Source organism: Rickettsiales bacterium (genome assembly GCA_025210695.1).
In the GTDB taxonomy this organism is placed as follows: domain Bacteria; phylum Pseudomonadota; class Alphaproteobacteria; order Rickettsiales; family CANDYO01; genus CANDYO01.
This window is the reverse complement of sequence record JAOARE010000043.1, coordinates 26197-52299: the sequence shown is the minus strand read 5'-3', so window position 1 is coordinate 52299 and position 26103 is coordinate 26197. Positions and strand designations below refer to the sequence as shown.

General features: G+C 33.0%; 28 protein-coding genes and 1 tRNA gene. 21 read left to right on the top strand and 8 right to left on the bottom strand.

Annotation, left to right across the window (positions count from 1 at the left end; genetic code table 11):
• Positions 1-94 precede the first annotated feature (94 nt).
• Genes N4A31_07225 through N4A31_07195 form a run of 7 tightly spaced genes read right to left on the bottom strand, consistent with a single transcriptional unit; the run spans position 95 to position 3954 of the window.
• On the bottom strand, positions 95-430 hold the full coding sequence (locus N4A31_07225; protein ID MCT4636006.1) for a cation:proton antiporter subunit C: 336 nt from the start codon (positions 428-430) through the stop codon (positions 95-97).
• Positions 405-1373 (bottom strand): Na(+)/H(+) antiporter subunit B, encoded by a 969-nt coding sequence (locus N4A31_07220; GenBank protein ID MCT4636005.1) that lies wholly within the window; start codon positions 1371-1373, stop codon positions 405-407. The genes N4A31_07225 and N4A31_07220 overlap by 26 nt, the downstream gene beginning before the upstream one ends.
• The gene (mnhG, locus tag N4A31_07215) at positions 1366-1677 is read right to left on the bottom strand and encodes a monovalent cation/H(+) antiporter subunit G (protein ID MCT4636004.1); all 312 of its coding nucleotides are present in this window, start codon (positions 1675-1677) and stop codon (positions 1366-1368) included. Before mnhG ends, N4A31_07220 begins: the two co-directional genes overlap by 8 nt.
• Positions 1674-1922, bottom strand: a complete 249-nt coding sequence (locus N4A31_07210) for a monovalent cation/H+ antiporter complex subunit F (GenBank protein ID MCT4636003.1) — start codon at positions 1920-1922, stop codon at positions 1674-1676. The genes mnhG and N4A31_07210 overlap by 4 nt, the downstream gene beginning before the upstream one ends.
• Complete coding sequence (locus N4A31_07205) at positions 1919-2347, bottom strand: Na+/H+ antiporter subunit E (GenBank protein ID MCT4636002.1); 429 nt, start codon at positions 2345-2347, stop codon at positions 1919-1921. Before N4A31_07205 ends, N4A31_07210 begins: the two co-directional genes overlap by 4 nt.
• Complete coding sequence (locus N4A31_07200) at positions 2344-3267, bottom strand: RluA family pseudouridine synthase (GenBank protein MCT4636001.1); 924 nt, start codon at positions 3265-3267, stop codon at positions 2344-2346. Before N4A31_07200 ends, N4A31_07205 begins: the two co-directional genes overlap by 4 nt.
• Before the next feature lie 12 nt (positions 3268-3279).
• Positions 3280-3954, bottom strand: a complete 675-nt coding sequence (locus N4A31_07195; GenBank protein ID MCT4636000.1) for a hypothetical protein — start codon at positions 3952-3954, stop codon at positions 3280-3282.
• A gap of 499 nt (positions 3955-4453) precedes the next feature.
• Between N4A31_07195 and N4A31_07190 the strand changes: the two genes are divergently transcribed.
• The 21 genes from N4A31_07190 (at position 4454) to ndk (ending at position 24083) form a co-directional block, all read left to right on the top strand.
• A complete protein-coding gene (locus N4A31_07190; protein MCT4635999.1) occupies positions 4454-4642 on the top strand; it encodes a hypothetical protein in 189 nt (62 codons plus the stop codon).
• A 12-nt stretch (positions 4643-4654) separates the two neighbouring features.
• The gene (locus N4A31_07185) at positions 4655-4780 is read left to right on the top strand and encodes a hypothetical protein (protein MCT4635998.1); all 126 of its coding nucleotides are present in this window, start codon (positions 4655-4657) and stop codon (positions 4778-4780) included.
• A gap of 251 nt (positions 4781-5031) precedes the next feature.
• On the top strand, positions 5032-6324 hold the full coding sequence (locus N4A31_07180) for a S41 family peptidase (GenBank protein ID MCT4635997.1): 1293 nt from the start codon (positions 5032-5034) through the stop codon (positions 6322-6324).
• On the top strand, positions 6318-7199 hold the full coding sequence (locus N4A31_07175) for a divergent polysaccharide deacetylase family protein (protein MCT4635996.1): 882 nt from the start codon (positions 6318-6320) through the stop codon (positions 7197-7199). The genes N4A31_07180 and N4A31_07175 overlap by 7 nt, the downstream gene beginning before the upstream one ends.
• A gap of 17 nt (positions 7200-7216) precedes the next feature.
• The gene (locus tag N4A31_07170) at positions 7217-7723 is read left to right on the top strand and encodes an RNA pyrophosphohydrolase (protein MCT4635995.1); all 507 of its coding nucleotides are present in this window, start codon (positions 7217-7219) and stop codon (positions 7721-7723) included.
• An 8-nt stretch (positions 7724-7731) separates the two neighbouring features.
• The gene (locus N4A31_07165) at positions 7732-8208 is read left to right on the top strand and encodes a DUF721 domain-containing protein (GenBank protein MCT4635994.1); all 477 of its coding nucleotides are present in this window, start codon (positions 7732-7734) and stop codon (positions 8206-8208) included.
• Between the two features lie 76 nt (positions 8209-8284).
• Positions 8285-8361 (top strand) — tRNA-Arg (locus tag N4A31_07160).
• A gap of 112 nt (positions 8362-8473) precedes the next feature.
• Positions 8474-9088 carry an NADH-quinone oxidoreductase subunit J gene (locus N4A31_07155; GenBank protein MCT4635993.1) on the top strand — a complete coding sequence of 205 codons (615 nt, stop codon included), beginning with the start codon at positions 8474-8476 and terminating at the stop codon, positions 9086-9088.
• Positions 9088-9405 carry an NADH-quinone oxidoreductase subunit NuoK gene (gene nuoK / locus N4A31_07150; GenBank protein ID MCT4635992.1) on the top strand — a complete coding sequence of 106 codons (318 nt, stop codon included), beginning with the start codon at positions 9088-9090 and terminating at the stop codon, positions 9403-9405. Before N4A31_07155 ends, nuoK begins: the two co-directional genes overlap by 1 nt.
• Positions 9406-9408: 3 nt before the next feature.
• Positions 9409-11292 (top strand): NADH-quinone oxidoreductase subunit L, encoded by a 1884-nt coding sequence (gene nuoL / locus N4A31_07145; protein ID MCT4635991.1) that lies wholly within the window; start codon positions 9409-9411, stop codon positions 11290-11292.
• A 102-nt stretch (positions 11293-11394) separates the two neighbouring features.
• The gene (locus tag N4A31_07140) at positions 11395-13389 is read left to right on the top strand and encodes a hypothetical protein (GenBank protein ID MCT4635990.1); all 1995 of its coding nucleotides are present in this window, start codon (positions 11395-11397) and stop codon (positions 13387-13389) included.
• A gap of 82 nt (positions 13390-13471) precedes the next feature.
• Complete coding sequence (gene truA, locus N4A31_07135; GenBank protein MCT4635989.1) at positions 13472-14209, top strand: tRNA pseudouridine(38-40) synthase TruA; 738 nt, start codon at positions 13472-13474, stop codon at positions 14207-14209.
• A gap of 207 nt (positions 14210-14416) precedes the next feature.
• Positions 14417-16213 carry a hypothetical protein gene (locus N4A31_07130; protein MCT4635988.1) on the top strand — a complete coding sequence of 599 codons (1797 nt, stop codon included), beginning with the start codon at positions 14417-14419 and terminating at the stop codon, positions 16211-16213.
• Between the two features lie 129 nt (positions 16214-16342).
• Complete coding sequence (gene metG, locus N4A31_07125) at positions 16343-17851, top strand: methionine--tRNA ligase (protein MCT4635987.1); 1509 nt, start codon at positions 16343-16345, stop codon at positions 17849-17851.
• A gap of 97 nt (positions 17852-17948) precedes the next feature.
• The gene (locus N4A31_07120; GenBank protein ID MCT4635986.1) at positions 17949-18347 is read left to right on the top strand and encodes a hypothetical protein; all 399 of its coding nucleotides are present in this window, start codon (positions 17949-17951) and stop codon (positions 18345-18347) included.
• Positions 18348-18551: 204 nt separating this feature from the next.
• Positions 18552-19037 carry a transcription elongation factor GreA gene (gene greA / locus N4A31_07115; GenBank protein MCT4635985.1) on the top strand — a complete coding sequence of 162 codons (486 nt, stop codon included), beginning with the start codon at positions 18552-18554 and terminating at the stop codon, positions 19035-19037.
• Positions 19038-19051: 14 nt separating this feature from the next.
• Complete coding sequence (locus tag N4A31_07110; GenBank protein ID MCT4635984.1) at positions 19052-19570, top strand: DUF3576 domain-containing protein; 519 nt, start codon at positions 19052-19054, stop codon at positions 19568-19570.
• Positions 19571-19581: 11 nt separating this feature from the next.
• Positions 19582-22083: a leucine--tRNA ligase gene (gene leuS / locus N4A31_07105; GenBank protein ID MCT4635983.1), complete on the top strand. Its 2502-nt coding sequence runs from the start codon at positions 19582-19584 to the stop codon at positions 22081-22083.
• A gap of 3 nt (positions 22084-22086) precedes the next feature.
• Complete coding sequence (locus N4A31_07100; protein MCT4635982.1) at positions 22087-22572, top strand: hypothetical protein; 486 nt, start codon at positions 22087-22089, stop codon at positions 22570-22572.
• Positions 22573-23565, top strand: coding sequence for a hypothetical protein (locus N4A31_07095; protein ID MCT4635981.1), 993 nt, complete (start codon positions 22573-22575; stop codon positions 23563-23565).
• Positions 23566-23666: 101 nt separating this feature from the next.
• A complete protein-coding gene (ndk, locus tag N4A31_07090; protein MCT4635980.1) occupies positions 23667-24083 on the top strand; it encodes a nucleoside-diphosphate kinase in 417 nt (138 codons plus the stop codon).
• Between the two features lie 131 nt (positions 24084-24214).
• On the opposite strand, the gene N4A31_07085 is transcribed toward ndk, so the two are convergent.
• The gene (locus N4A31_07085) at positions 24215-25948 is read right to left on the bottom strand and encodes a 30S ribosomal protein S1 (protein ID MCT4635979.1); all 1734 of its coding nucleotides are present in this window, start codon (positions 25946-25948) and stop codon (positions 24215-24217) included.
• Between the last annotated feature and the right edge of the window lie 155 nt (positions 25949-26103).

The window sequence follows — 26103 nt, the reverse complement described above, 5'->3', positions numbered from 1 at the left end:
ATTCTAATGTGTTTATTGCCCTATAGTTAAATAATTATTGGTTGTATAGGTTGGTTGCTATTGCATGATGCTAAGTTTTTAATTAAATCTTTTCTTAAAGAGAGGGGGGTAAAGGTGGTTGTTCTTCTTTGTTTATTCTAGTAATTAATGCAACCCCTAATGCAAGAATAGCTACCCCAACAACAATAGCGGTTAGCATTAAGACATGTGGTAAGGGGTTAGAGTATATCCCAGAACATTCAGGTTCAGAGCAAATTGGAGGCTGGGCTCCATATATTTTTCCTAACCCTATATAGAACCATAATACTGAGGTTTGAAATAGACTTAATCCAAGTAGTCTTTTTATTAAATTTTGACTTGCTAATACTACGTATAATCCTAAGCAAAATAATAAAATAGAGAAGCTATAATTTAGGCTGATTAGATGCATGATTACTTAACGCTAAACAAAAATATATTAATAACATAGTCGCAGAAACAGTGATTCCAACGCCTAACTCAATGATAACAATGCCAATTTTTTGGGATAATTCTTTGTTGCTTGAAAAAGCATTATAGTTTAAAAACTCTAATCCACTTAATATCCCATATAATCCTGTGATAAAATATATACCTACTCCAGAAACAGCAATGTTTTTTAATTTTTTTAGAGATATTATTCTTAATAGTGCTTTGTCGCCAAAGGCCATCGCATATAAAATAAATGCCATAGCTATAATGGCTCCAGCTTGGAACCCTCCTCCGGGAGAGATTTCTCCATGGACCTGAAGGTATAAAGCAAAGATAATAATAACGGGGAATATAAATCTAGTTAGTTTTGTTATCAATAAATCAGTATTTTCTTGAGTTGGCGAAGATTGTTCAGTTATTAAGAGAACTGATAGCCCACCGATTAATACTACCAGAGTTTCAAGTAAGGTATCATACGCGCGGTAGCTAGCAAGAATTGCTGCTACAATGGATGGAATATTTATTTCAGAAGGAGTGTTTTCTATGTAATAATTAGCGGTTTTTTGTTGTGAGATTGCGAATGGACTACCAAATTTAGGTAAATCAAGGCTAGCATAAATAAGTAAGGCTGCAAATAAGAGCAAGACAACAAATAACAATGGATTAAATGATTCAGTAAATTCGTAAGGTGCAGTATAAATAGCTCTAATGGCGTAAATAGAAAAGATAGAGACGAGAACTCCTATTGCTGCTTCGGTCATAGCAACATCTGGAGCGTCTAAAACTAAATACATGATTACTGTAAATAGACTAAAAGTGCTACTGAGTAGAGTGACAACTAGCGAATTATTTGACTTAATGAAATAAACTACTATTACAAAGCTTATAACAATAATGAAGGATATTATTTCAGGTTCAAACATCTTGATCATCTTTTTTCAATTCTGGTTTTAATCCTTGCCGCAAAGCAATCTGGTTCAGAATATAGCTAGCAGTTGGGTTAACTATTAGCAGGATTATAGCAAGCAAAGATATTTTCCCAGCCAGAACTAAATTATTGCTTTGTAGTGCTAAACCTAACATTACCAGAGGGCAGCCAATTACGTCTCCCACAGTAGCAGAGTGCATTTTTGTAAAGTAATCAGGTAGTCTATGGCAGCCAATTACTGCTGAAAGAATCATCAATAGTCCTAATGAGATTAGAATGTAGCTTAAAATATCAATCATTTTTGTTGCCTTTCTTTTAGTTTACTAATGCCTAGGTTGACAGCAAAACCAAGAAGTCCGTAAATGTAAGCAATATCAACAAAGCTTTCTCTTCCAGTAAATAGACTTAAAAAACATAGTAACACAATTACATAATTAGTTAAACAACACAAGGACATAATTTTTTCAGGCAACGTTTTACCAATAAATATTCCGGTTAACATAAGCAATATAAATATAAGAAGTGCAACGAGAGTGAAAGTCATACTTTGTCCTCCGGAATAACGTAAATATCTTGAATTGCTTCATCGCTTATAGCATGTATTGATATTTTATTATTATGTATATTCATAGACATAGTTCCAGGGGTGAGGGTGATGCAATTTGTTTGCATTACTTGGGTGATGGTGTTTTTTGATTGCGCGGGTAGTAGCGCATGAACTGGTTTTACTTCTCTGGGGTTTCTCCAAATAGTTTTGAGCACCATATAGGTAGAGATAGACATTGCTTTTATTAAGTGTCCTGCAAATATAAACCACCTCCAATTAAATCTTAAAAATAGAGGAGATATGGTGAATAATTTTTTATCAATAAATATTGTGATCATCACAGATAAGCAAGCTGCAATAACAAAAAAAGCAGATATTTTACCCGATAGTATTATCCATATCAATAATAGAAAAATAATCATATTAGAAAGGTCTCCTTGAGTGATTTTTTAAAATAACTTGGAATTTCTGCGCTAAGTTTTAATATATTTCCGTTGTGAGGAATAGAAATTTCTGCGGCATGTAAGTGTAGTTTTGTACTCTTTGTACTTAAGTTAGAGTCATATTTATTGTCTCCCAGGATAGGATATCCTAGCTCCAATGCGTGTAATCGTAGTTGGTGAGTTTTTCCAGTTATGGGGCGAAACTCTACGTAGCTCGATTTTGATTTTTTTGCTATAACTTTGTAATTTGTAATTGCGTTTTCTTCTTCTGGTGTTTTATTGAATTCTTTCTTTATAGTACTGGATATTTGGCCGTTATTTACTTTTATGCATCCAGTTAAAATAGCTAGGTATTTTTTTTCTATTAAATGATGTTTAAAAGCGTGAGCTAGTTCTTTTGCTGTTTTATTATTTAAAGCGATTAATAAAACTCCACTAGTTTCTTTATCTAGTCGATGTACTAATTTATGAATGGGTTTTCCTGAGCGCCAAGTATCGTCTTGTTCAAGCATTTTTGGCATGATGTCGTCAATAGATGTTTTAATTTTACTTCCGCCTTGGACAGCGAGTCCAGCTGGTTTGTTAATTGCAATTAAATCAGCGTCGCGATAAATAATATTGTCTGTTATTATCTTTATTTGCTCAGGCGATATTTGTTTTTTAGGTTTGTAATTAGAATAGTTATCCTTAATTAGGTTGCTAGATACTTGTAAGTAGTCACCTAAATTAAGGCGATACTTGGCAACTGCTTTTTGTTGATTTACTAGAATTAATTTTTTTCTAAGAGATTTTTCTATTATACCTTGAGTAAGGTACGGGTGTTTTTTATGGATAACTCTATCTAATCTTGAGCCATCTTCATCTTGTGTAACTGGAATAACTTTATATTTCTGAGTCATGATTTAATCTAATTATACATTATAGTCTTGATTGTTTTTTATATTATTTACTAATGAGGGAATTTGGTTTAATGCATAAGATAAAGCTATTTTTAATTGATTTACTATTTTTTCTTGTACCAAAGGTACTATCTTTTCTTGGAATCTATAATAACGCGTATAAAGATATGAGTTTGCTACGGAAGAAATAACCTTTTTATCATCGCCTTTGCCATTTATAATTTTAGTTCTGATGTCAACCATGCTAAGGTTAGTATGCGCTATTCTAGCATCAATAATCATTTGCATTAATTCTGTGTTAAAATATTTTATAAGTTGGCCTAATTCATCTATTGTAAAATATTCATTATATTGCATCATAAGATAGCTTTTTATGTAAATTTTTTCTTTTAGCATTTGTTCCACAACTATGTTTTGTAATAAGAGAGAAAGTTTCTTTTTTTGATCTAGAGTGAGGCCTTGCAAATCTGGTCCATCAAGGTTGCTAAGAAGATAGGTAACATCTCTTTCGCGCTCTGCTTTGTATAACTCATCCCATTTTAGAACCTCTAATAATCTTTCAGACTCGCTTAGAGGGCCTTTGTTTAATTTTTCATTGGCATAAATATTGTTACTAAAAATTAAACACAATAAGAAGGGCAATATTATACAAACTTGATATGTTTCTTTTTCCTTTATACTGAACATTAAATTATTCTTTTTAAGTAAAGTAGTTATATTAAAGATAGTGTTATAAGTAATTAAATGCAATAATTAACTATTATGTTAGCTACTAATATAGATATAAATAAGTGAATAGAGGGGCTATTGTCAAAACTTCAGAAAAATTGAAAATTACTTTGTCATTGGCGAAGGAGTTTATTGAAAAGCAGTTTCCATAAAAAAACTATCAATTAGGCCTGTAACAAAAGATGGGTTAGACAATGTAACTTTTAGTTTTGGTGAGGATATGTTAGATTAGTTTGCCTACTGCAGAAGCTTATGCCTTAAAAGTTTCGAAGGAGCAAAATAGTTGACAATTCTTGCACAACAATTGTCAATTCGTATTCCTGAGCCCATAGCGCTGGGGAGCCTTCACAGAATTATCTTTAGGATTGGTCAATTTATAAGTGGATTGAAGGAAGAAGTGTAAATCTAGTAGTCATTAGAGGATTCATTTTTGTAGAAAGTAGCTTTAGATTTAGCTATGCTTCTAAAGGAAGTGCATAAGATTGATATTGAAGGGGAGTTTTTACCAGGAGTTCATAATTTTTATAGAGGTGTTCATCCACCGTTTTATGGTGCGGCAACAAAATTAGCGATTAGTGAACTAGAGGGCTTAATTGATCCAGATAGAGCAATATCGGTATGGGAAAAGGCAATGAGTTTAAAATAGGGTAATGATTCGGTGTGGATTCATGGTAATTTTGCTAGTGGGAATATAATTATAAAAGAAAAACATTTGGCTGCTATAATAAATTTCGGAGGAATGGCTATTATTGGTGATCAGGTTTGTGATTTAGTAATAGCATAGACTTTTTAAAAGGAGAGAATAGGAATATATTTAAGAATTATATTGAGTTGGATGGTGAAACTTGAGCTAGGGCATGTGGATGAGCTCTATAGAAAACCCTAATTACAATTGAGTCAGTAAAAGATGAATCTAGTGAAGCTGTGATGGAGCAGGTGCACATTATTCATGAGATTATTGATGAACATGAGCTTGAAAAACAATCATTATCAAGCTAGACTGTATTTTTAATAATTAACTAGAAGAATAAAATAATGAAATTGAAAAAGAAATACCTAATAATTATACCAATATTACTAATTCCATTTAGCTGGTTATTTGCTGAAAACATTAATGATAAGATAATGCTTTATAGTGTGTTAGAGCTGATCAAACGTGAATATGTAAAAGATGTTAGTGATAAAGAGTTATCTGAATCAGCGATTGCTGGAATGATGTCAGGTTTGGATCCTCACTCTAGATTCTTGACAGAGAAAGAATTTGCAGAGATGAAAGTAAATACTAAAGGAGAATTTGGTGGGATAGGTATTGAGTTGTTGGTTGAGCCCCAGGGGTTGCGAGTGATTAGCCCAATAGATGATACCCCAGCTTATAAAGCCAATCTCCAGCCTGGTGATCTTATATTTTCTATAAATGATGAATTAATAGCTAATATGACCCCATCTGAGGCTATAGATAAAATGCGTGGGGCTAAGGGCACTAAAGTAAAAATAGGTATCATACGTACTGGAGATGCTGAACCAATAGAGAAAACTTTAACCAGAGAAGTAATAAAAGCTAATCCAGTTAAATATCATTTATATGATGATATCGGTTATATTAGAATTGGATCATTTTCTGACAAAGCTTCAGATGAGGTAACAAAAGCTATTAAAGATATTAATAAAAAGCAGAAAAATTTAAAAGGATATGTGCTTGATTTACGCAATAACCCAGGCGGTTTGCTTGAGCAGGCAGTATATGTGTCTGATTTATTTCTTGATAAAGGAGTGATTGTAAGCGCTAAGGGTAGGGGTGAAAAAGAGTTGTTGGTATTTGAGGCGGAAAAAGGAGATATTACAAATAATCTTCCGTTAGTTGTTATGATAAATAATGGAACTGCTTCTGCTCCTGAGATTGTATCTGGGGCTCTGCAAGATAATAAAAGAGCTTTAATATTGGGTACTGAGTCTTTTGGTAAGGGGTCAATACAGAGTGTTATTCCGGTTCCAAGTTATGGTGCTATAAGTTTAACTACAGCTTTGTATTATACTCCCTCAGGAAAATCCATCCAAGCTGAAGGTATTATTCCAGATATTAAGGTTGAGCCAGCAAAAATTGAATTGCTTAGCAAAGCAAATGATACGAAGTTTCAGTTTAGCGAGTCTAGACTAAGAAATCATCTTTCTAACGCTCAAGTTGAAAACGGAAAAGATTCTTCAAAAAAGAAAGATAAAGATTTGATATTTAACAAGGAAAAAGCTTGGTCTGATTTATATGAGAAAGACTATCAGTTAGCTAGGGCTATCGATGTATTGAAAACTATTCAGGTGTTGCAAAAATGGTAAAGCAAAATAAATTATCAGCAGTTATAATTATTTTGTCGATATGTTTGTTGTTGATATTGGGTTATATTTCTTTCTTTAAAGAAGGTTATGATAACGAATTTGTAGTATTAAATGATCGGCGGGCATCATTTATTATAGAGGGCGTTGGAAATGAGGTTGATTTAAGTGTTGAAGATGATGGTGGGCCTATAATCGCTGTGGTAGTAGACGGGGTTGGTCTGCTTGACCCTAATGTTAAATTAGATCTTCCAAGTCAAATTTCATTAGGTATGCCATCCTATGTGCCATATAAAGAATATGCTAATAATAAATATATTATGAAGCATAATATATTGCTCAATATACCTTTAGAGCCTTTGAATTACCCAGAAAATGATGCAGATCCTAATGCTTTGTTGATTAAAAACAGTAATAAAGAAAATTTAGATAATCTTAATTTGATCTTGGATAGGTCAACTAATTACAATGCTTTGTATACTTCTTATGATGATAGGTATACAGATTCGTATGAGTTATCTAAAGATCTTCTTAGTCGTCTAAAGAATGGAAAAGTTATTTACTTATCTGGACTTACTGATAAAAATGCATTAATTTATCAAGTAGCAGAGAAGATGAATTTTTATATTTTGGAAAATGATATTGTTTTAGATTCGGTATTATCGAAGGAAGATATTAATACACAATTATTGGAGTTAGAGCGCATTGCTCAAAATTCAGGTTCTGCCATTGCAATTGGTGGTTCATATCCTCTTACTATGGAGTTGTTAAATGATTGGGTACCAAGTTTAGCATCTAAAGGAATAAAAATTGTACCAATTCAAGATTTTTATAAAATTATTTCAAAACGTAAAGCTTTGCTTTCAAACTCTAAATAAAAGGATTATTCATTAAAATGAATGAGGTTGATCAAGAGATATATTTAAAAAAACTACCTTATCGTCCTGGTGTGGGGATAATGATTATCAATGATAAATTTGAAGTTTTTGTTGGTAAGAGAATAGATTCTAAAACAGAAGCCTGGCAGATGCCTCAGGGAGGTATAGATGATGGAGAGGTTCCAAGGGGGGCTGTTTTGCGCGAAATGAAGGAGGAGATAGGTACAGATAATGCTGAGATATTAGCCGAAACAAAGCAATGGTACCATTATGATTTGCCTTTTTATTTAATTAGCAAATTATGGAATGGTCGCTACAGAGGCCAAAGGCAAAAGTGGTTTTTATTAAAATATTTAGGGAAGGATAAAGATATCAAAATTGATAATGAACATCCAGAATTTGCATCTTGGAAGTGGGTTAAAATGGAGGAGTTACCACAAATCATTGTTCCTTTTAAAAAAAAATTATATATTTCAGTGATTGAAGAATTTCGTGATACAATTATATCTTTAAAAGAAAGTTAGATTTCATAATGAAGTATCAAGGTGTTCATCAACTTCATGACTTAATCTTTAGTATAAATAAACCTCTAATTGGTAAAAAAGGAGTGTATTACCAAAAGCTTCTTAAAGACTGGTCTAGGATTGTAGGAGAAGACCTAGCACGTGATACTATTCCCACTAAAATATCTTCTGTGAAACGTAAAAAAAATGTAGAAAATACTTTGTATTTAGCTACTAATAATGCGGCTTCTTCTGCGGAGTTAGTCTATCATATTGGGATTATAAAAGAGCAGATCAACAATTATTTTGGTTATGAATACATTAGGCAAATAAAGTTAACGCAAGCTATATTCAAAACTCAGCCTATACATGATATTCACTCTAGGAGATTGTCTTCTGATGAACTTATCAAGTTAAATGATCTTATGACTGGATACAATCAAGATGATGAAATAAAAGAGTCTTTAAAAAATCTTGCTACATCCATATTATCTAGTAAATTATAAAAAACTATAGAAAATGCTTGTATTTTTATTAAATTTCTTTACTTTGATAAAAGTACTAAGTTCAGTATATCTTAAAGCGTCCTTAGCTCAGCAGGATAGAGCAACAGATTTCTAATCTGTGGGTCAGGAGTTCGAATCTCTTAGGACGCGCCACAATTATCACTATATCTAAACTTCTAATGGTGATTTAGTTATAATCCTTACTTGTTTTATGTCACCAATTTGGTATATTTTATCAGTAGTAGAAGAAATTGGGTTCTAAAGTATGCTGATTTATAGCTTGTTTTTTTATGTGTTTGCCGCTCTTTTGGTTGTATCTTCTTTTGTGGTTATTCTGGTGAAAAATCCTGTTCATTCGATATTATGGTTGATCTTTGCTTTTTTTAATGCAGCAGGGTTATTTGTTTTGTTGGGGGCAGAGTTCCTTGCAGCAGTGTTGGTAATTGTTTATGTTGGGGCTGTGGCGGTTTTATTCCTATTTGTGGTGATGATGCTCAATGTAAATTTCACTAAGCTTAAGGAAGGTTTTCATAAATATGTTCCAATATGTTCTTTAATAGCTTTGGTTTTATTTGTTGATTTGTTTTTGGTGGTTACTAACTCTACAGATGCAGCACACAATACTGCGCTTAGTTTGCCTTTTGTCTATTTTTCTGGATTAACTAATACACATGCTATTGGCTCCGTCTTATACACCAGATTCATGCCAGTTTTCTTGATTGCTGGATTGATTCTATTAGTAGCAATGATAAGTGCTATTGTTTTAGCTTATCGTAGAAGAGAAAATGTTAAATCTCAAGATGCTAAAGAGCAGGTTTATAGAAGTGTAAAGGATTCTATAGAAGTCGTTAAAGTAGAGATTAGGAGAGGGGTTAGGTGATGGAACAGTTTTCTGTGGGGATCAATCATTATTTGGTTTTATCAGCAATAATCTTTATTATTGGAATTTGTGGAATTTTTCTTAATCGTAAAAACGTAATTATTATTCTTATGTCAATTGAATTAATGTTGCTTGCTGTGAATATAAATATGGTGGCGTTTTCGGTGTACTTAAGAGATTTAGGTGGACAAATTTTCACAATGTTTACGCTCACTGTGGCGGCAGCTGAAGCAGCAATAGGTTTAGCTATATTAGTGGTTTTTTATCGTAAAAAGAATTCTATAGAAATAGATGATATTAGTGAGTTAAAGGGATAATTTATGGATCTGATGGAGCATCTAGTATTTAATATAATTTTTATGCCATTGCTTGGTGCTTTTGCTAGCTATTTTGGTGGAAAGAAATTGGGAGATAGGTTTTCTCAAGTTATTTCATCTGTTTTTATGGTTAGTAGTGCTATTTTTTCTGTAGTAGTTTTTCAAGATGTAGTTTTTGAGAAAGCGATTTATCAAATACATTTATTAGATTGGATTCAAATAGGTGATCTTAAAAGCAATTGGAGTTTGTATGTTGATTCGGTAACTGCGGTTATGTTATTGGTGGTGACCAGTGTATCAGCAGTGGTACATTTATATTCTATTGGGTATATGATGGATGATAATTCAATTCCAAGATTTATGTCTTATTTATCATTATTTACTTTCTTTATGTTGATGTTAGTCACTTCTGATAATATTTTGCAATTATTTTTTGGTTGGGAAGGTGTAGGGCTTTGTTCTTATCTATTGATTGGTTTTTGGCATCATAAGCCTTCTGCAAATGCAGCGGCAATTAAAGCTTTTATAGTTAATAGAGTGGGTGATTTTGCATTTATGCTGGGGATTGCTACTTTATTTATGACTTTTGATACAATTCATTTTAAAGATATTTTTACCAAAGCTTCTCAAGGTGGTGTTAATGTTGATCTAATCTGCTTGTTGTTATTTATTGGTGCGATGGGCAAATCTGCTCAAATTGGATTGCATACATGGCTTGCTGATGCAATGGAGGGGCCAACCCCGGTTTCAGCATTAATTCATGCGGCTACTATGGTAACAGCTGGAGTATTTTTAGTAATTAGATTTTCTCCTCTTTTTGAATTATCTCCATCTGTATTAACGTTTATAACCTATATTGGTGCAATCACCGCTGCTTTTGCAGCTTCCATTGCCTTAGTACAAAATGATATTAAGAAAATTATTGCTTATTCAACTTGCAGCCAATTGGGATATATGTTCTTCGCTTGTGGAGTTGGAGCATATCCGGTTGCTTTGTTTCACCTTATGACTCATGCTTTTTTTAAGGCTTTATTATTTTTAGGAGCAGGAAATGTAATCCACTCTATGCATCATGAGCAAGATATAAGGAAAATGGGTGGATTATGGAATAAGGTTCCAGTTACCTATGGATTAATGTTAATAGGCTCTTTAGCCTTAGCAGGTATTTATCCTTTTGCAGGATATTTTTCTAAAGATCTGATTATAGAAGTGGCATATGCAAAAAATAGTAATGCAGGACTTATGGCATTTACTCTAGGATTGGTTGGAGCGGTTTTTACAGCTTTCTATTCTTGGAGATTGTTATTCTTAACCTTCCATGGAAAATGTCAATACAAAGACGCGCATGAAGCGCCTAGAATTATGATTTATCCCTTGTTTATTTTAGCTTTTGGAGCAATATTCTCTGGTGTGTTAGCAGTTAAAATGGGAATATTAACTTCTAAGTTCTGGGGAAGTTCTTTAGTTGTGTTGCCTATCATTGAGCAAACTGAGTCTATATCAGAGTTTGTAAAATTAATGCCATTGTTTTTGAGTGGTTTTGGAATATTAATGGCTTATTTATTCTATATAAAGCTATCTGAAATGGCTAAAATTTTTGCTCATTCATTCTCTGGTTTATATTTGGTATTGCAAAATAAATATTATATTGATGAGATATATAATTTTATATTTATACGTCCGTTTAAATATGTTTCAAATGCTCTATGGAAAATATGCGATGGAATGATTATTGATGACTTAGGACCTAATGGCGTAGCAAATATTTCAAATAAAATATCTGGAGTGATTGCCAAGGCCCAGTCCGGTTATATCTATCATTATATATTAGTGATGATTATAGGTTTGGTTTCTATAATTACTTATTATATAATTTTTTCCTCATAAATTTTTTCCTCATAAATTTTTTATTTTTAACTTCTTAGTAAAGAATTAATATTTTTTTCGGTATTCTTATTTGTTATTAAAATATCAATAGGAGAGAAAGATATGGTATTAACAAAAACACAATTAGCAGAGGCTAATCAAAAGGCAGCTGAAATAAATAAAAATTTAGCTCATCTTCCTGACAATATTAGAGCCTTTAGAATATTGGAAGCATATAAAGGTGCTTCTCCTGAGCAATTATCAGAATTAGGACTTTCGCAAACTAGCACTCCTCAAGCTCCTACTCCCATTGCTTCTAAAAAAATCGTGGAGAAGTTAACTGCAAAAGATTTTGCAAAACCAGTTAATGATATTAAAGGAGGAATACGTAGCCTTGCACCTCAGGGTATTATTGAGGGAAATTTTCTTAGCCTAGCCGCTAATGAAGGTAATCCAGAGGCGGTTACAAAATTATTGCAACAATTTATACAGCCCCCCGAAGGTGCTCTCACTTTATCTGAAGATCAAAAGCAGAAGGCGTTGGAAGTTGGATTTCTAGAGTTATTAAAATCTGCACATTCTATACGTACAAAATACTCTTCCCAATTGGAAGTGGCTAGAGAAAAGAAGAACGCAATTGAGGCGGAGAATTCTAGAATTGATGTTTTAGAGACAATAGAGGGCATAAATGATAAAATTGTTGAGCTTAAATTAGATAGGCAAGAGTTAGATGAAAAGATTAAGGAGATAGGACAGAGAAGGCTTCTGGGAGGACAAAAAAGAAAATTAATAAAAGAAGAATCTATTAAATTTATAAAGAATTCTAGAGAAGAAATTACTACAGAGGCAGAGCAAGAATATTTAAGATTAGAGCGGCTTAATATAAAGGCTCATAAAAATTTAGGCGATGCGATAGGAAAATATGGAACGGTTGGAGTTAATTTTGAAAGTACCAATATAATAGAGGCCTTGAATGAACAAACAGGAGTTTTGAAGGGTGGGTTAGCTAAAAAAATAGACACACGACGAGCAGTAAAAAAATTTATTACTTCTGCAAAAGATTTACAAAAGACTTTTGCTTCAAAATCAAATTCTTCTACAAAAAAAATTGAGAAAACAACAATCTTATCGGATTTATCTCCTGAATTAAGTGATGACCTAAAAAAATCAGTAGAAAATTATACTAACGCTACAAAAGAAAATAAAGAAATAAAAAAAACAGCAATGAAGCAGGTCCTGCTTTTTGAATTGGGATATAGGTCAGCAAGACTGCAGTTACTAAAGGATAAGCTTCCTGAAGGAGTTTTAAAAGATAATATGGATTCTTATATTAAAGAAGCAAATGAATATCAGATATATAAGGCGCTTGGGCTAAAAGAAGACGAAAATCCACCAATGACCATGGAGATGGATAAGCGTCTTATTACTGAAGAGTTAAAGCAGTTAGTAAATGAAGAGATACCACTAGTTGAGGCGAGAGATATTTCTCAAGCAGAAGCAGAAAATGAAGTAAAAGATATTCTTCAAGAAATAGGAGTGTCTTCAAATGTAACGGGTCTTGCAGACAAAGTTCAAGGTGAAGAAATAGATCGTAAATCGGCTTTAGATATTGCGAATAAAGATAAGTCTATAAATCAGGCTGAGACGTCTCAAACGCAACCTGCTCATGAAGAAGGGGATAAGTTATTTTCTGCCTTAAAGAATTTTATGCTGAATGTTGACGCAGAGAGAAAAAACAATTCTAAATTTTTAGAAGAACAGTCTCCAGATTCAGAAAAGAAAGGAAAGTTAGATAGTATGATGTTGAAATTTAAAACAGAAAGCGGGCTAGAAGATAAGCAAATGCAAAAAACTCGACCAATGTTAATTGAGGCTGCTAAAAAAATACCTCAAGCTGGTTTTAAAGCATGGTTAACTGAGCTTGAAAACAAGATAAGAAAGAGCTTGGGAATGGAACTGAAAGAAGTTAAGTCTCAGGACAAAAGAATAGAACAATATGTAGAAAAAAAACTTGTTGAGAATTTAAGAAAGGCATTAAATCCTGATGATTTTTTTGAAAAAAATAACTCATCTAGTATAAAGAAAATTATGAGTAAAAACAAAGGAAGAAGTCAGTAATTATATTATAAAATATTTTAGACATTTATTAATCTTTATGATAGTTCTTATTTAATAAAATTTACTAAGATTAAAATTAAAAATGCCTAAATATAAAATTACTATTGAATATGATGGTACAGGAATTTATGGCTGGCAGCGCCAAGCTGAAGGTCCTTCTGTGCAGCAATTCATAGAAGAGGCCATAGAAAAATTCTCAAAAGAAAAGGTTAATATTTATGTGGCTGGTAGAACAGATGCAGGGGTGCACGCTTTGGGCCAAGTTGCCCATTTTGAGCTTAAAGATGAATATCCAGAATATGTAGTGCAAAGATCAATAAATCATTTTCTAAAGCCTAATAGAATCATAATACTTGACTGTCAAAAAGTTGATAATGAATTTCATGCTAGGTTTTCCGCCAAGAAACGTAATTACCAATATATAATTATTAATAGGTCTGTGCCTAGTGTATTAGATGTTAATAGAGCTTGGCATATACGTTCTAAGTTAGATGTAGAGAAAATGCAGGAAGCGGCTAATCATTTGGTTGGAATGCATGATTTTACAAGTTTTAGAGCTGCAAATTGTCAAGCCAAATCTCCAGTGAAGCAAATTGATGAAATAAAAATATATAGAGAGGGAGAGAGAATTATTTTTAACCTTAGGGCGTCTTCTTTTCTTTATCATATGGTACGTAATATAGTGGGGAGTTTGCAGATGGTTGGATTAGGTCAATGGAATGTGGATGATATTAAGTTAGTTCTTGAATTAAAGGATCGTTCTAAAGCTGGAGTTACTGCCCCTCCTCATGGACTGTATTTTACTAAAGTAGAATACTAATGTGATATATTATAAATGATTTTACTTCTAATTGTTAAATAAAACTCTGAAATATCCCTCTGATTATAAAATATCATAGTTATTCTATTGTTTTGTAATAAAAGTTAATCTTTATTTAACTTATGTCGTTTAAATTTATATGCAAATTCGGTTAAGTGTAATAACTAATTGTAAGTCGCTTTACAATAGAAAAAGGAGAGATAGCGCGTGCCCAAAAGTAATACATCAGAAATGTTAGTTCTAGCAGTAGATAGTGGTTCAGGCAGTGTGAAATTTGGAGAGGCTATTATTGACAGAAAAACAGGAGAGACTAAATCTGTTGATTATTATGGAGCTTCTATGCCTCTTGCAAAAGACTTGACAGAAAATGGATTAATGCATGAAATAGAAAAAAATGGTGTTATTCAAAATGCTTATGATGAAAAGGGTAACCTTCTTCATATGTCTGAACTTTTTTATGCATCTCCATATTCTGAAGAAGCGGTGCAAAAGCGAAATCAATCCTCTAAGGAGATATATGATAAATATGGAAATAAGTTTTCGGAGGAAATCAAAGAGCATTATCTTAATACAATGATAGATGCTATAAAAAAAATTAAAGAAGCTAATCCATCAAAAAAAATAGGCTTTAGATTGATTGGTACCGCAGCTTTAAGAAAAGCAGATAATGCACCAGAGCTATTGGGTGAATTAGCTCAAAGGCTTGAAGAGCAGGGAGTTGCTGATATTGATTTAAAAGTTATTTCTCAAAAAGAAGAGGGGATATATGCTTTTAAAAGCGCAAAAGAACAAGTATCACATGAAAAAGTAGTGGTATTAGATGCTGGAGGTGGAAGTAGACAATTTACTAGAGAGAATGATACTAAGAAAACTTTTGACGTGGTTGGGGATGCATTTTCTTCTGCTGCTGCAAGAGATACTGTTGCAGGTTTAGTAAAATTGTCAGAAGGACAGTCTATTTATCCATTCACTGGTGATACGAGAGCATCTATAGATGCTCTCAAAGGTAATTTTAACTTGAGGGAATCTGAATGGATTGATCAAGAAATAAATTCAGGAGCAAAGGTAGTAGGTGCTGGAAATATATATAACTCTGTATTATCTTTACTGCATCACAATAATCTAAAATCACCTGAAGATAAGAGTTATACAAAGCAAAATGTTGAGCAATTGATTGGTTTATTGAGTAACAAGTCTTTAGATGAAGTTAAGAAATTGGTTCCTAGTGGAGATCACGCGTTTATAGAGAATATACTCACAAATTTAATGTTGGTGACAGCAACTATGGAAACACATAACATTCCTAAAATTGATGTTGTGAAAGTTTCAAATTCTCAGGCATTAGTTTCAGAAGTTGCAAAAAAATCTGCAGAAGAATATAAAGGTAATGAATCTAAAAAAAATAGAGCAAAAGCAGATTTTAGAGCGGCGCAAAGGGCGAAACAAAAGATTCGAACAGTGAATGCTTTTAAATCAGAAGGTAAAGCCCCTCCAACTGTTGGATTAGAAGGGGTAACACCTCAAGCTTTCTCTTCTCAATTTGAAATAGCAGAAGGATCTAAGGCACCTCAAGTAATGATCTCAGGAGATTATATATCTGAAGGGAATAAACAAGCCCCTAATTATGAAGTAACAAGTGGTGCATTACCACTATTACAAGCGATAAATCATTATACAGGAAATTGGTTTGGTAAGATTGCTGGAGCAATAGGTTTTACGGTAGGTTCAGGTGGGGGTGCCACAGTGATTCCAGAGAGGGGAAGTGAGGCAAATACTGTGTTTCCTCCAGAGGAGAGTTCTAAGGAAAATTTTTTTCCTACTGCTCATCTTGATGAGGTTACTAGGAGCACAGAACAATGGAATAAGAGCAAAATAGAATCTGAGTCCGTATTATTCAAGCTAAAGTCAGGTGTGTTTGCTAAAGAAAATCCTGTTAATAGAAAAGAAAGAAGAGAAGTAAATAAGATAGCACAAAGAAGAAATAAGGCGCGTCTTTCTAGATAATAACAAATCTTGCTGCGTAACTTGGAGTTCATCATCTTAGAAAAGCTCTTTATTGTTTGAATTAAATAGACTTGGTTGAGTTTTTTAGTATAATCCTTATTTAAAGAACTCTTTTTAGAAAGGCGTATTGTGTCTAAAAATTATTATATAACTTCTGCCATTTATTACGTTAATGATGCACCGCATATTGGTCATGCATACACGAGTTTAGCTTGTGATGTTATGGCAAGATTCATGCGTATGTCTGGGGTTAAAGTACATTTTTTAACGGGTGCTGATGAGCATGGACAGAAGGTGGAGAAGTCTGCTAAAATAAAAGGTGTTGATCCGCAGAAATTTACTGATGAAGTTTCGCAGAGGTTTAGAGATTTATCGTCGTTATTAAATTTATCTAATGATGATTTTATTCGCACTACTGAAGGGAGGCATAAAGAAGGAGCTAAGGCTTTATGGAGTAAATTAGTAGAGAATGGTTATATTTATTTAGATAAATATGCTGGCTGGTATGCAATGCGTGATGAGGCATTTTATACGGAGTCTGAGTTGGTTGATGGTAAAGCTCCAACAGGCGCAGAAGTAGAATGGATAGAAGAGCCTAGCTATTTTTTTGCTCTGTCAAAATTTCAAGATAAGTTACTTAAGTTTTACGAAAATAATCCTAATTTTATTGAGCCAGTATCGCGTCGCAATGAGGTGATCAATTTTGTAAAAAGTGGCTTATTTGATTTGTCGGTATCGCGCACTAGTTTTAAATGGGGAATAAAAGTTCCAGGAGATTCAGATCACGTGATGTATGTATGGTTAGATGCTCTTGTTAATTATATTTCTGCTTTAGGCTATCCAAACAACACAGAGTTATATAATGATTTCTGGCCAGCTGATCTACATATTATAGGTAAGGATATTTTAAGGTTTCACGCTATATATTGGCCAGCTTTTCTAATGGCTGCAGATGTTCCCTTGCCTAAAAAAATTCTTGCTCATGGGTGGTGGACTAATGAAGGACAGAAAATTTCTAAATCTCTTGGTAATGTTATCGATCCTGTGGATTTAGTTGAAGAATTTGGGCTGGATCAAACCAGATATTTTTTAATGCGTGAGGTTCCATTTGGTCAGGATGGAAATTTTTCTAAACTTAATATGCAAAATAGAGTGAATAGTGAACTTGCTAATAATATAGGGAATCTTGCTCAACGAACTCTAGCTTTTATTAATAAAAATGCTGATGCAAGAATTCCTGATGTAAATATAGATAAAATGTATCAGAATCCATTGCTTAATGGTTTAAAAGATAAAGTTAGTGCTTATCAAGAATTTATGTTGTCTCAAAAATTCAGTCATGCTTTAGATGTTGTTATTGGTATAGCTAGCGATGCTAATTTATTCATTGATGATCAGGCTCCTTGGGCTTTGCGTAAGACAGATCATGGCAAAATGTTAGAGGTGTTATATATATTAGTAGAAATGATTCGCTATATAGGATTGCTTTTGTTGCCTTTCATACCTGATTCCATGGAAAAGCTTCTTACTCAATTAGGAGTGGAGGATAAGTCTTTTGAAAGTGTAAGCATAGAACATGCATTGAAGCCAGGAAGCGAGCTTCCTGTTCCGCAAGGAATTTTCCCAAGAATTGTATAGTATTATATTTATCATTATTGTAGTCTTGTAGTAGGGGGATTAATCATTTGATGTTCCTAAGTTTTTCTTTTATAATATCTTTTTTAAGGTAGGTTTTATGATTATGAGAAATGGATTAAAAGGTTACGTTAGGTTTATAGGTTTAGTGTTTTTTGCTGCTATATTTCAAGTTAACGCTTTGGCTGAGATTCCACCTAGAGCTAGGGCTGTAAAGCTTAGGTCGGTAGAGAGTTTAGTTCCTAGTTCTTTGTTTAAGTCTTCAAGAAGAATGGAGTTTTTTTCAAATATTAGGAATAGAGGGAATGATCAATTTAAGAATAATATCGATGTTAGATTTAAAAAGGTTATGATTATTGATCCTAAGAAGAAAGAAAAAAGACCGGCTTTTAATGATAACCCAGTTTCTTTGCAAGAGATAGAAAATGTATCTAGGGAATTTGTATCAGATTTAGAGAATCGAGAAAATGAGTTGAAAAAGCGTGAAAAAGCAGCTTAAGCTTTTCTAGAATAGTTCTAAAAGCATTGAAATTTCTTTCCTCTAAAAGAAATAGTTGAATATTTATATTATTATAAATATTATTTGTGAGTGTTTTAGTAAGTTAATTTAAGTTCTTTCTCTTTCATATTTTACATTTACATAAAATAGTGTTAAAACAAGGGTTGCTTTTCTGTTCAATTGCTAAATTAAAGGAATTATTATATGGAAAGATTTCCAATTACATTAAAAAGTCATCAAAAATTAATTGAAGAAATAAAAACTCTTAAATCTATTGAGCGGCCTGCGGTAATTCAAGCTATTGCAGAGGCTAGGGAATTAGGGGATTTGTCAGAGAATGCTGAATATCATGCAGCTAGAGAAAAGCAAGGATTTATTGAAGGCAGGATAATGGATTTAGAAAGCAAAAGCTCTAGAGCTGAGGTGATTGATATTTCTAAAATGTCTGGACCTACTGTGAAATTTGGTGCTACTGTAAAATTAATTGACGAAGATACTGAAGAATCTTTTTCTTATACTATAGTTGGTGAATATGAAGCTGACTTAACTAAAAATAGACTTTCTATTTTTTCACCTATTGCTAGAGCTTTAATTGGAAAAAACGAGGGAGATTCTGTTGATGTAGTCACTCCTAAAGGAATTCGTACATATGAAATAGAAAAAGTAGAATACGTAGAGCTAGATGACTAGAGTTGGAGAATAAAATGATTAGAGTACTAAGTATTATATTATTAGGGGTTGTTGTAGCTTGTAGCCCTACTATAGAAAGGGGAGACGCAGAATACAAACCTCAAACCCCAGAAGATCGTCGTGAAAATGATATGAAAAGCTTAGTTACTAAAAGTGATGATCCAATAGTCATTTATGGTGGCAAGAAGAGTTCAGATCCGGGTGGTGGAACAGGATTTTCTGGTGGCTATTTATGGAGAGCAGCTCTTGATAGTATTTCTTTTATGCCTCTTATTTCTGTAGATGCAAATAGTGGTGTTATTCTAACGGATTGGTACGCGTCTCCTCAGACTCCGAATGAAAAGTTTAAGTTTAACATTTTGGTTTTAAGTTCAGAGTTGCAAATTAACTCAATAAAAGTTAGTGCCTTTAGGAAAGTTCAGACTGTTTCCGGGCAGTGGAAATCAGCTGAGGTCAGCAAAGAATTAGTTCGCACTGTTGAAGATAATATCTTAAAAAGAGCTATTGCTTTGAAAGCAAAAGCAAGTAATTAATTAGGTGCTATATGTCTAATTATGATCATAAAGTTATAGAGAAAAAGTGGCAAAATTATTGGCAGGAAAAGCAGTTATATTCGGCCAATATAGATAAAAACAAGCCAAAGTGTTATATACTAGAAATGCTTCCATACCCTTCTGGAAAGTTACATATGGGGCATGTTAGGAACTATACTATAGGTGATGTTTTTGCTCGATTTAAAAGATCTAACGGATTTAATGTGCTTCACCCCATAGGGTGGGATTCTTTTGGATTGCCTGCTGAGAATGCGGCTATTGAGAATAAATGTCATCCTCATGATTGGACCATTGATAATATTTCTCAGATGAGAGAAGGTTTTAAGTCGATTGGATTTTCTTATGATTGGAATCGGGAAATTAGCACTTGTTTTTCTAGTTATTACAAGCATGAACAGGAGATCTTTATTGATTTCTTTCAAAATAAAATAGCTTATCAAAAAGAATCTTTTGTTAATTGGGATCCAGTTGACAATACGGTGCTTGCTAATGAGCAAGTTGTAGATGGAAAAGGGTGGCGTTCTGGTGCAGTTGTTGAGAAAAAGAAATTACGTCAATGGTTTCTTCGTACTAGCGATTATGTTGAAGAGTTATTACCAAGTAACAGCAAATTAGAGAATTGGCCAGATTCAGTGAAGTCCATTCAGGAAAAATGGATTGGGAAATCTCAAGGAGCTTTAATTAATTTTAAAATTGAAAATAGGTCAGATGCTATTGAGGTTTTTACTACTAGGGCTGACACTTTGTATGGAGCTAGTTTTATTGTTTTATCGCCTCACCATCCTTTACTAGATGAGTTACCTAATAAAACCACAGAGTTAAAAGATTTTATTAGTGAATGCGATAAAATTGGGACTGCAGAAGATGTAATTGAGAAAGTAGAAAAAAGAGGTGTTTCTCTTAATTTAAATGTTGTTCACCCATTTACTAAGAAATTACTTCCTATTTATGTAGCTAATTATGTCTTAATGGAGTATGGAACTGGGGCTGTTTTTGGCTGCCCTGCGCATGATTCTCGTGATCATGAGTTTGCCTTGAAATATAAATTACCTATCTTGCCTGTAGTAAAAGCTGAAGAAAACTGGAATTATAATCTAAAGCCCTATATTGGTGATGGTATTATTTTTAATTCTGATTTTCTAAATAATCTTACAATTGGAAAAGCAAAAAAAGCTTCTATTTCTAGATTAGTTGAACTTGATGCCGGTAAGAAAGTTATTAGTTACCGTATGAGAGATTGGGGAGTCTCTAGGCAAAGATATTGGGGGTGCCCAATTCCTATGATTCACTGCGATTATTGTGGAGTTGTCCCAGTTCCTAAGGCTGATTTGCCGGTAAAGTTACCAGAAGATGTTGAGTTTTTAGGAACTGGGAATTCTCTAGATAGTCATCCAAGTTGGAAATATGTTAAATGCCCAGAATGTAATGCTGATGCTTTAAGAGAAACAGATACTTTTGATACTTTTTTTGAATCATCTTGGTATTTTCTTCGTTATTGTTCGCCTCACTTATCAGAGCGATTTGCATCTGAGGAAGATATAAATTATTGGATGCCTGTTGATCAATATATTGGTGGAATTGAGCATGCTGCAATGCATCTTCTTTATGCAAGATTTTTTATGAAGGCTATGAAATCATGCGGTTTAATTGAAATTGAAGAGCCATTTACTTCATTACTTACGCAAGGAATGGTGTTGCATGTTACCTATAAAAATAAGGAGGGTAGGTGGATATACCCTGAAGAAGCTGCGTTATGTGATGGTGTAACCGTTGGGCGTAGTGAAAAGATGAGTAAGTCTAAAAAAAATATAGTTAGTCCTACAGAAATTATAGCTAAGTATGGTGCTGATACTGCTAGGCTATTTATGATTTCAGATAGTCCGCCAGAAAAAGATTTAGAATGGAGTGATAGTGGAGTAGAAGGTGCATATAAATATTTGGCCAGGTTGTGGCGTTTTGTTGATGAGATACAAGAAATAGAAAAAGCATCTAATGATATTGGTCAAGAGCAACAAAAGACCAGAGAAAAAATTCATAAGTTACTTAAACACATTAGTGATAATTATCAATCTCTATCTCTTAATGTTGTAGTAGCAGGCATTAGGGAGTTATCCAACATTATTTTTACAATTCCTAAAATAAAGGATAATCAAAAGATTATATCTGAGGGGATAACGATCTTATTAAAAGTATTATTTCCAATTACTCCTCATATTGCTGAAGAATTATGGCAGAAAATGGGAGGAGAAGATTCTTTGGATAAAGTTTCTTGGCCTAAAGCTGATCCTAGCTTATTGGAAAGTAGTCTAGTAACAATTGCAGTTCAGGTGAACGGAAAATTGCGCTCTACTCTAGAAGTATCTCCTGAAGCAACAAAAGAGCAAATACAAGACTTAGCTTTAGCCATACCAAATGTTAAGAAATTTATAGTAGGGGATGAGATAAAAAAGGTAATTCTCGTTCCAAATAAGATTCTTAATATAGTGGTGTAAGTTATGCAAATAATTAGATATGTGGCAATACTATTTTTTGTTGTTTCTTGTGGGTTTAAGCCAATGTTAGCTAAAAATTCTGGAGGAGAACAGGATCTTGAGTTAATAAAATTATTTAAAGTAGAAGGGCCAAATCAACCCAAGATACAAAGATTAATTTCAGAAGGTTTAGGTGAAGATTTTGGAACTTCTCCTATTTATAATCTTACTATAAATGTAAGTAATGAACTTATTGCTGTAGGTACGCTTAAGGATAGTATATCTACTCGTTATAAGGTTAAGGTTAATTTTCAATATCAATTAACTGAAATAGATACTCAAGAAACCATTGATGAAGGAAGCATATATTTATACAGTAGTTATGATGTAGGTGAATCAGAATTTGCTAACTATATAGCAGAGCGTTATACTAATGATAATATTATAAAAGAATTATGTGAAGAGTTAAAAAGTCGTTTAATATTAGTGTTATCAGCAAGGAGTGAGTAGTTGAAAATCCCTCCTAAGGACATAGATAAATTTATTCTAAATGTTCCAAAATCAACAAAAGCAGTTTTGCTATATGGTCCTGATAATGGTTTGGTTAGGATGAGAATGGATTTACTTAGAAAAGCCAGGAATCTTATTCAGAAATTTAATTATGATCAAATTAAAAATAACCCAATAATTCTACTAGATCATTTGAGCTCTCAAAGCTTGTTTCTAAAAGATTCATCTAAGGAGAAAATGATTTCTATTGAATGTAACGGTGCTGGTTTCACAGAGAGTTGTAGAGACTTGTTAAAAGGTAAAACATATCAAGGATTATTAGTATTTTATGCTGGTGATTTGGGAACTGATTCTGCTTTAAGAAAGTTTTTTGAATCTAATAATAATGTTGCTGCAGTAGCTTGCTACAGAGACGATGCTGTGTCAATTACTGTTCTTATTCAACAGATATTTAAGAAAAAGCAAATAAATATTGAACGTTCTGCTATTCAGTTGCTAGTAAATTCTATTACTACTGGTGATAGGATGTTAATTATAAATGAAATTGAAAAAATTTGTTTGTTTCTAGGTGATAAAAAGAGTGTTGTAGAAGAAGATCTGCAAGGATATTTGGATTCACAAGGTGAGGTTACGCTTGATAAACTATGTTATAAAATATCTTTGAAAGAACAACAAGACCTTGAATCTTTATTAATTAAATTACAAAACTCAGGATATAATTTAGTTTCAATAATTAGAGTTATTATTCGTCATTTTTATCGATTATATCAAGTTAAGCATTTGATAACGCAAGGTAAAACAGATCAGCAAGCAATGTCCAGTTTATTCCCGCCAGTATTTTTTAAGCAAGTGAATGATTTTAATAGAAGTTTAAGGCTGTGGGATGATAAGCAATTGCTTACTAGACTCAATGACTTAACAGAATTAGAAATGCTAGCAAAAAAAGATATATTAACAGCAGAGTTGATGTTTAAAAATATAGTTCTTAACTAACTGTCTAAGCTTAGTCTTTCTTGACATTTTCTTTTATATCTTTATGTTATTAACTGTCTATAATCAATTTTAATAACATTTTAAAAATTTTTAGGAGTTTTATGACTAGAACATTGTCTATTATTAAACCTGATGCTACAGAACGTAATATCACAGGAAAAGTAAATACTATTATTGAAGCTGCAGGGTTTCGTATCATTGCTCAAAAAAGAGTTTTGCTAAGCAAGGCTCAAGCTGAAGAGTTTTATGAGGTTCATAAAGAGCGTCCTTTTTTCAATGATTTAGTTAGTTTTATGACTTCTGGTCCCGTTGTAGTTCAGGTATTAGAAGCAGAAAATGCAGTGCCTCTATATCGTCAAGTAATGGGAGCAACTAACCCTAAAGATGCTGAAGCTGGTACTATTCGTAAAGAACTAGCGGTGGATATAGAAAGAAACACTGTTCACGGCTCAGATAGTGATGAAAATGCAGCTATTGAGATTAATTTCTTCTTTGACCCAAACGAGATCGTTGGTTAATTAAATCCCTATCATCCTCGAACGTTCTTGTTCGGGGATATATTCTTCTTATATATAATATAATTTTTAAGAGTAATAGGTTATGTTGTTATCCCTAAAAATTAGAGATAACAACACTTTATTGCTTGATGCTATTTTTTATTAAGAGCTTGTCCTAAAATATCGCCCAAGCTTGCTCCGGTACTTCCAGAGTCAGATCCAGAATACTCAGCGATAGCTTTTTTATGTTCATCGTCTTCTAAAGCTTTAATAGATAAAGAAACTACTTTTGTAGTTGAGTTAAAGCTTTTTACTTTTCCTTCCACTTCATCGCCAATACTGAATAAATCACATTTTTGATTATCTTTATTTGAGGATAAGTCGATCTTTTTAACTAACCCAGAAATTTCTTCGGTAATTTCTAAGATTATAGAATCATCTTTAACTTCAGTAACTTTACCTTTGACTATTTGCCCTTTTTTATATTCAGAGCTTGCTTTAGAAGCTGCTGATTCTTCAGTAAGCTGTTTAATACCAAGACTAATTCTTTCTTTTTCAACATCAATTGCTAAAACTTTCACATCAATCATTTGTTCTTTTTGATATTGTTTTAACTTATCGATATTGTCTTCTTCCCATGAAAGGTCCGATAAATGAACTAATCCATCAATATCATTGTTAAATCCAACGAATAAACCAAAATCAACAATGTTTTTTACTTCGCCTTGTAATACTGTTCCAACAGGGTGTTTTTCAGCAAATGACGCCCAAGGATTATCAATGCATTGTTTCATGCCTAAAGAAATACGATGTTTTGTCGCATCGATATCAAGAATGATGAATTCAACTTCCTGACCAAGGTTTACCATTTTCTTAGGATGGATATTGTTTTTAGTCCAGCTAACTTCCGATACATGAACTAAACCTTCAATACCTGGTTCAAGTTCAATAAACACACCATAGTCTGTAATGTTAGTAACTTTCCCGCTCATTCTTGAGCCTTTAGGATATTTACTTTCAATGCTTTGCCATGGATTGTTTTCTAATTGTTTCATGCCTAGAGAGATGCGTTTGCTTTCTTCGTTAAATTTAATAACTTTAACATTAACCACTTGTCCTAAAGTTAAAACTTCAGAAGGATGGTTGATTCTACCCCAAGAAATATCAGTAACATGTAATAATCCATCAACGCTACCTAAGTCAATAAATGCACCATAATCTGTGATGTTTTTAACAACACCTTCAAGAACTTGATTTTCTTTTATGTTAGCAAGTAATTCATGACGAGCTTCTTCTCTTGAACCTTCTAGAATTGCTCTACGAGAAACAACAACATTTCCTTGTTCGCGGTCAATTTTTAGAATCATAAAGGGTTGCGTAATCCCCATTAGAGGAGTGATATCTTTTATCGGTCTGATATCAACCTGACTTCCAGGTAAGAAAGCAACAATACCGTTAAGGTCAACAGTGTAACCCCCTGTACCCTTTCCAAAGATGGTAGCAGTTACTGTTTCTCCTTTTTCTAAAGCTCCTTCAAGCACTGCCCAGTATTTTTCACGAATAGCTTTTTCTCTACTTAAGATGGTTTTACCACCTCTGCTTTCCATTTTATCTACATATACTTCGACTTTATCGCCTATATTTAATTCTGGCATTTCTCCGTCGAACATGAATTCTTTTAAAGGCACTTGACCTTCATTTTTTGCGCCAACATCCACTGTTGCGCACTCATTATCTAAACGAATAATTTCACCGAAAACTAAGCTACCTTCTTTTATGTTATGATGTACTGCGTTTGCGAGTAAATCAGCGAAGACTTCGTTTGTTTTAAAATTTTCAATGATATCGGTATTTTCTCTGAATCTTTCCTTCGATAATTTGGCCATATATTTAATGTACCTTTACATAAAGAACTTGGGAGTTCTTTTTACTAGATGTTAATAAAGAACTTGATATCCTTGGGTGGATTCAAGCAGTAATTTTCTTATAGCTTCTAAGATGAAAGCGTTAAGATGATGAAGTATAATATTTATTACTTAAT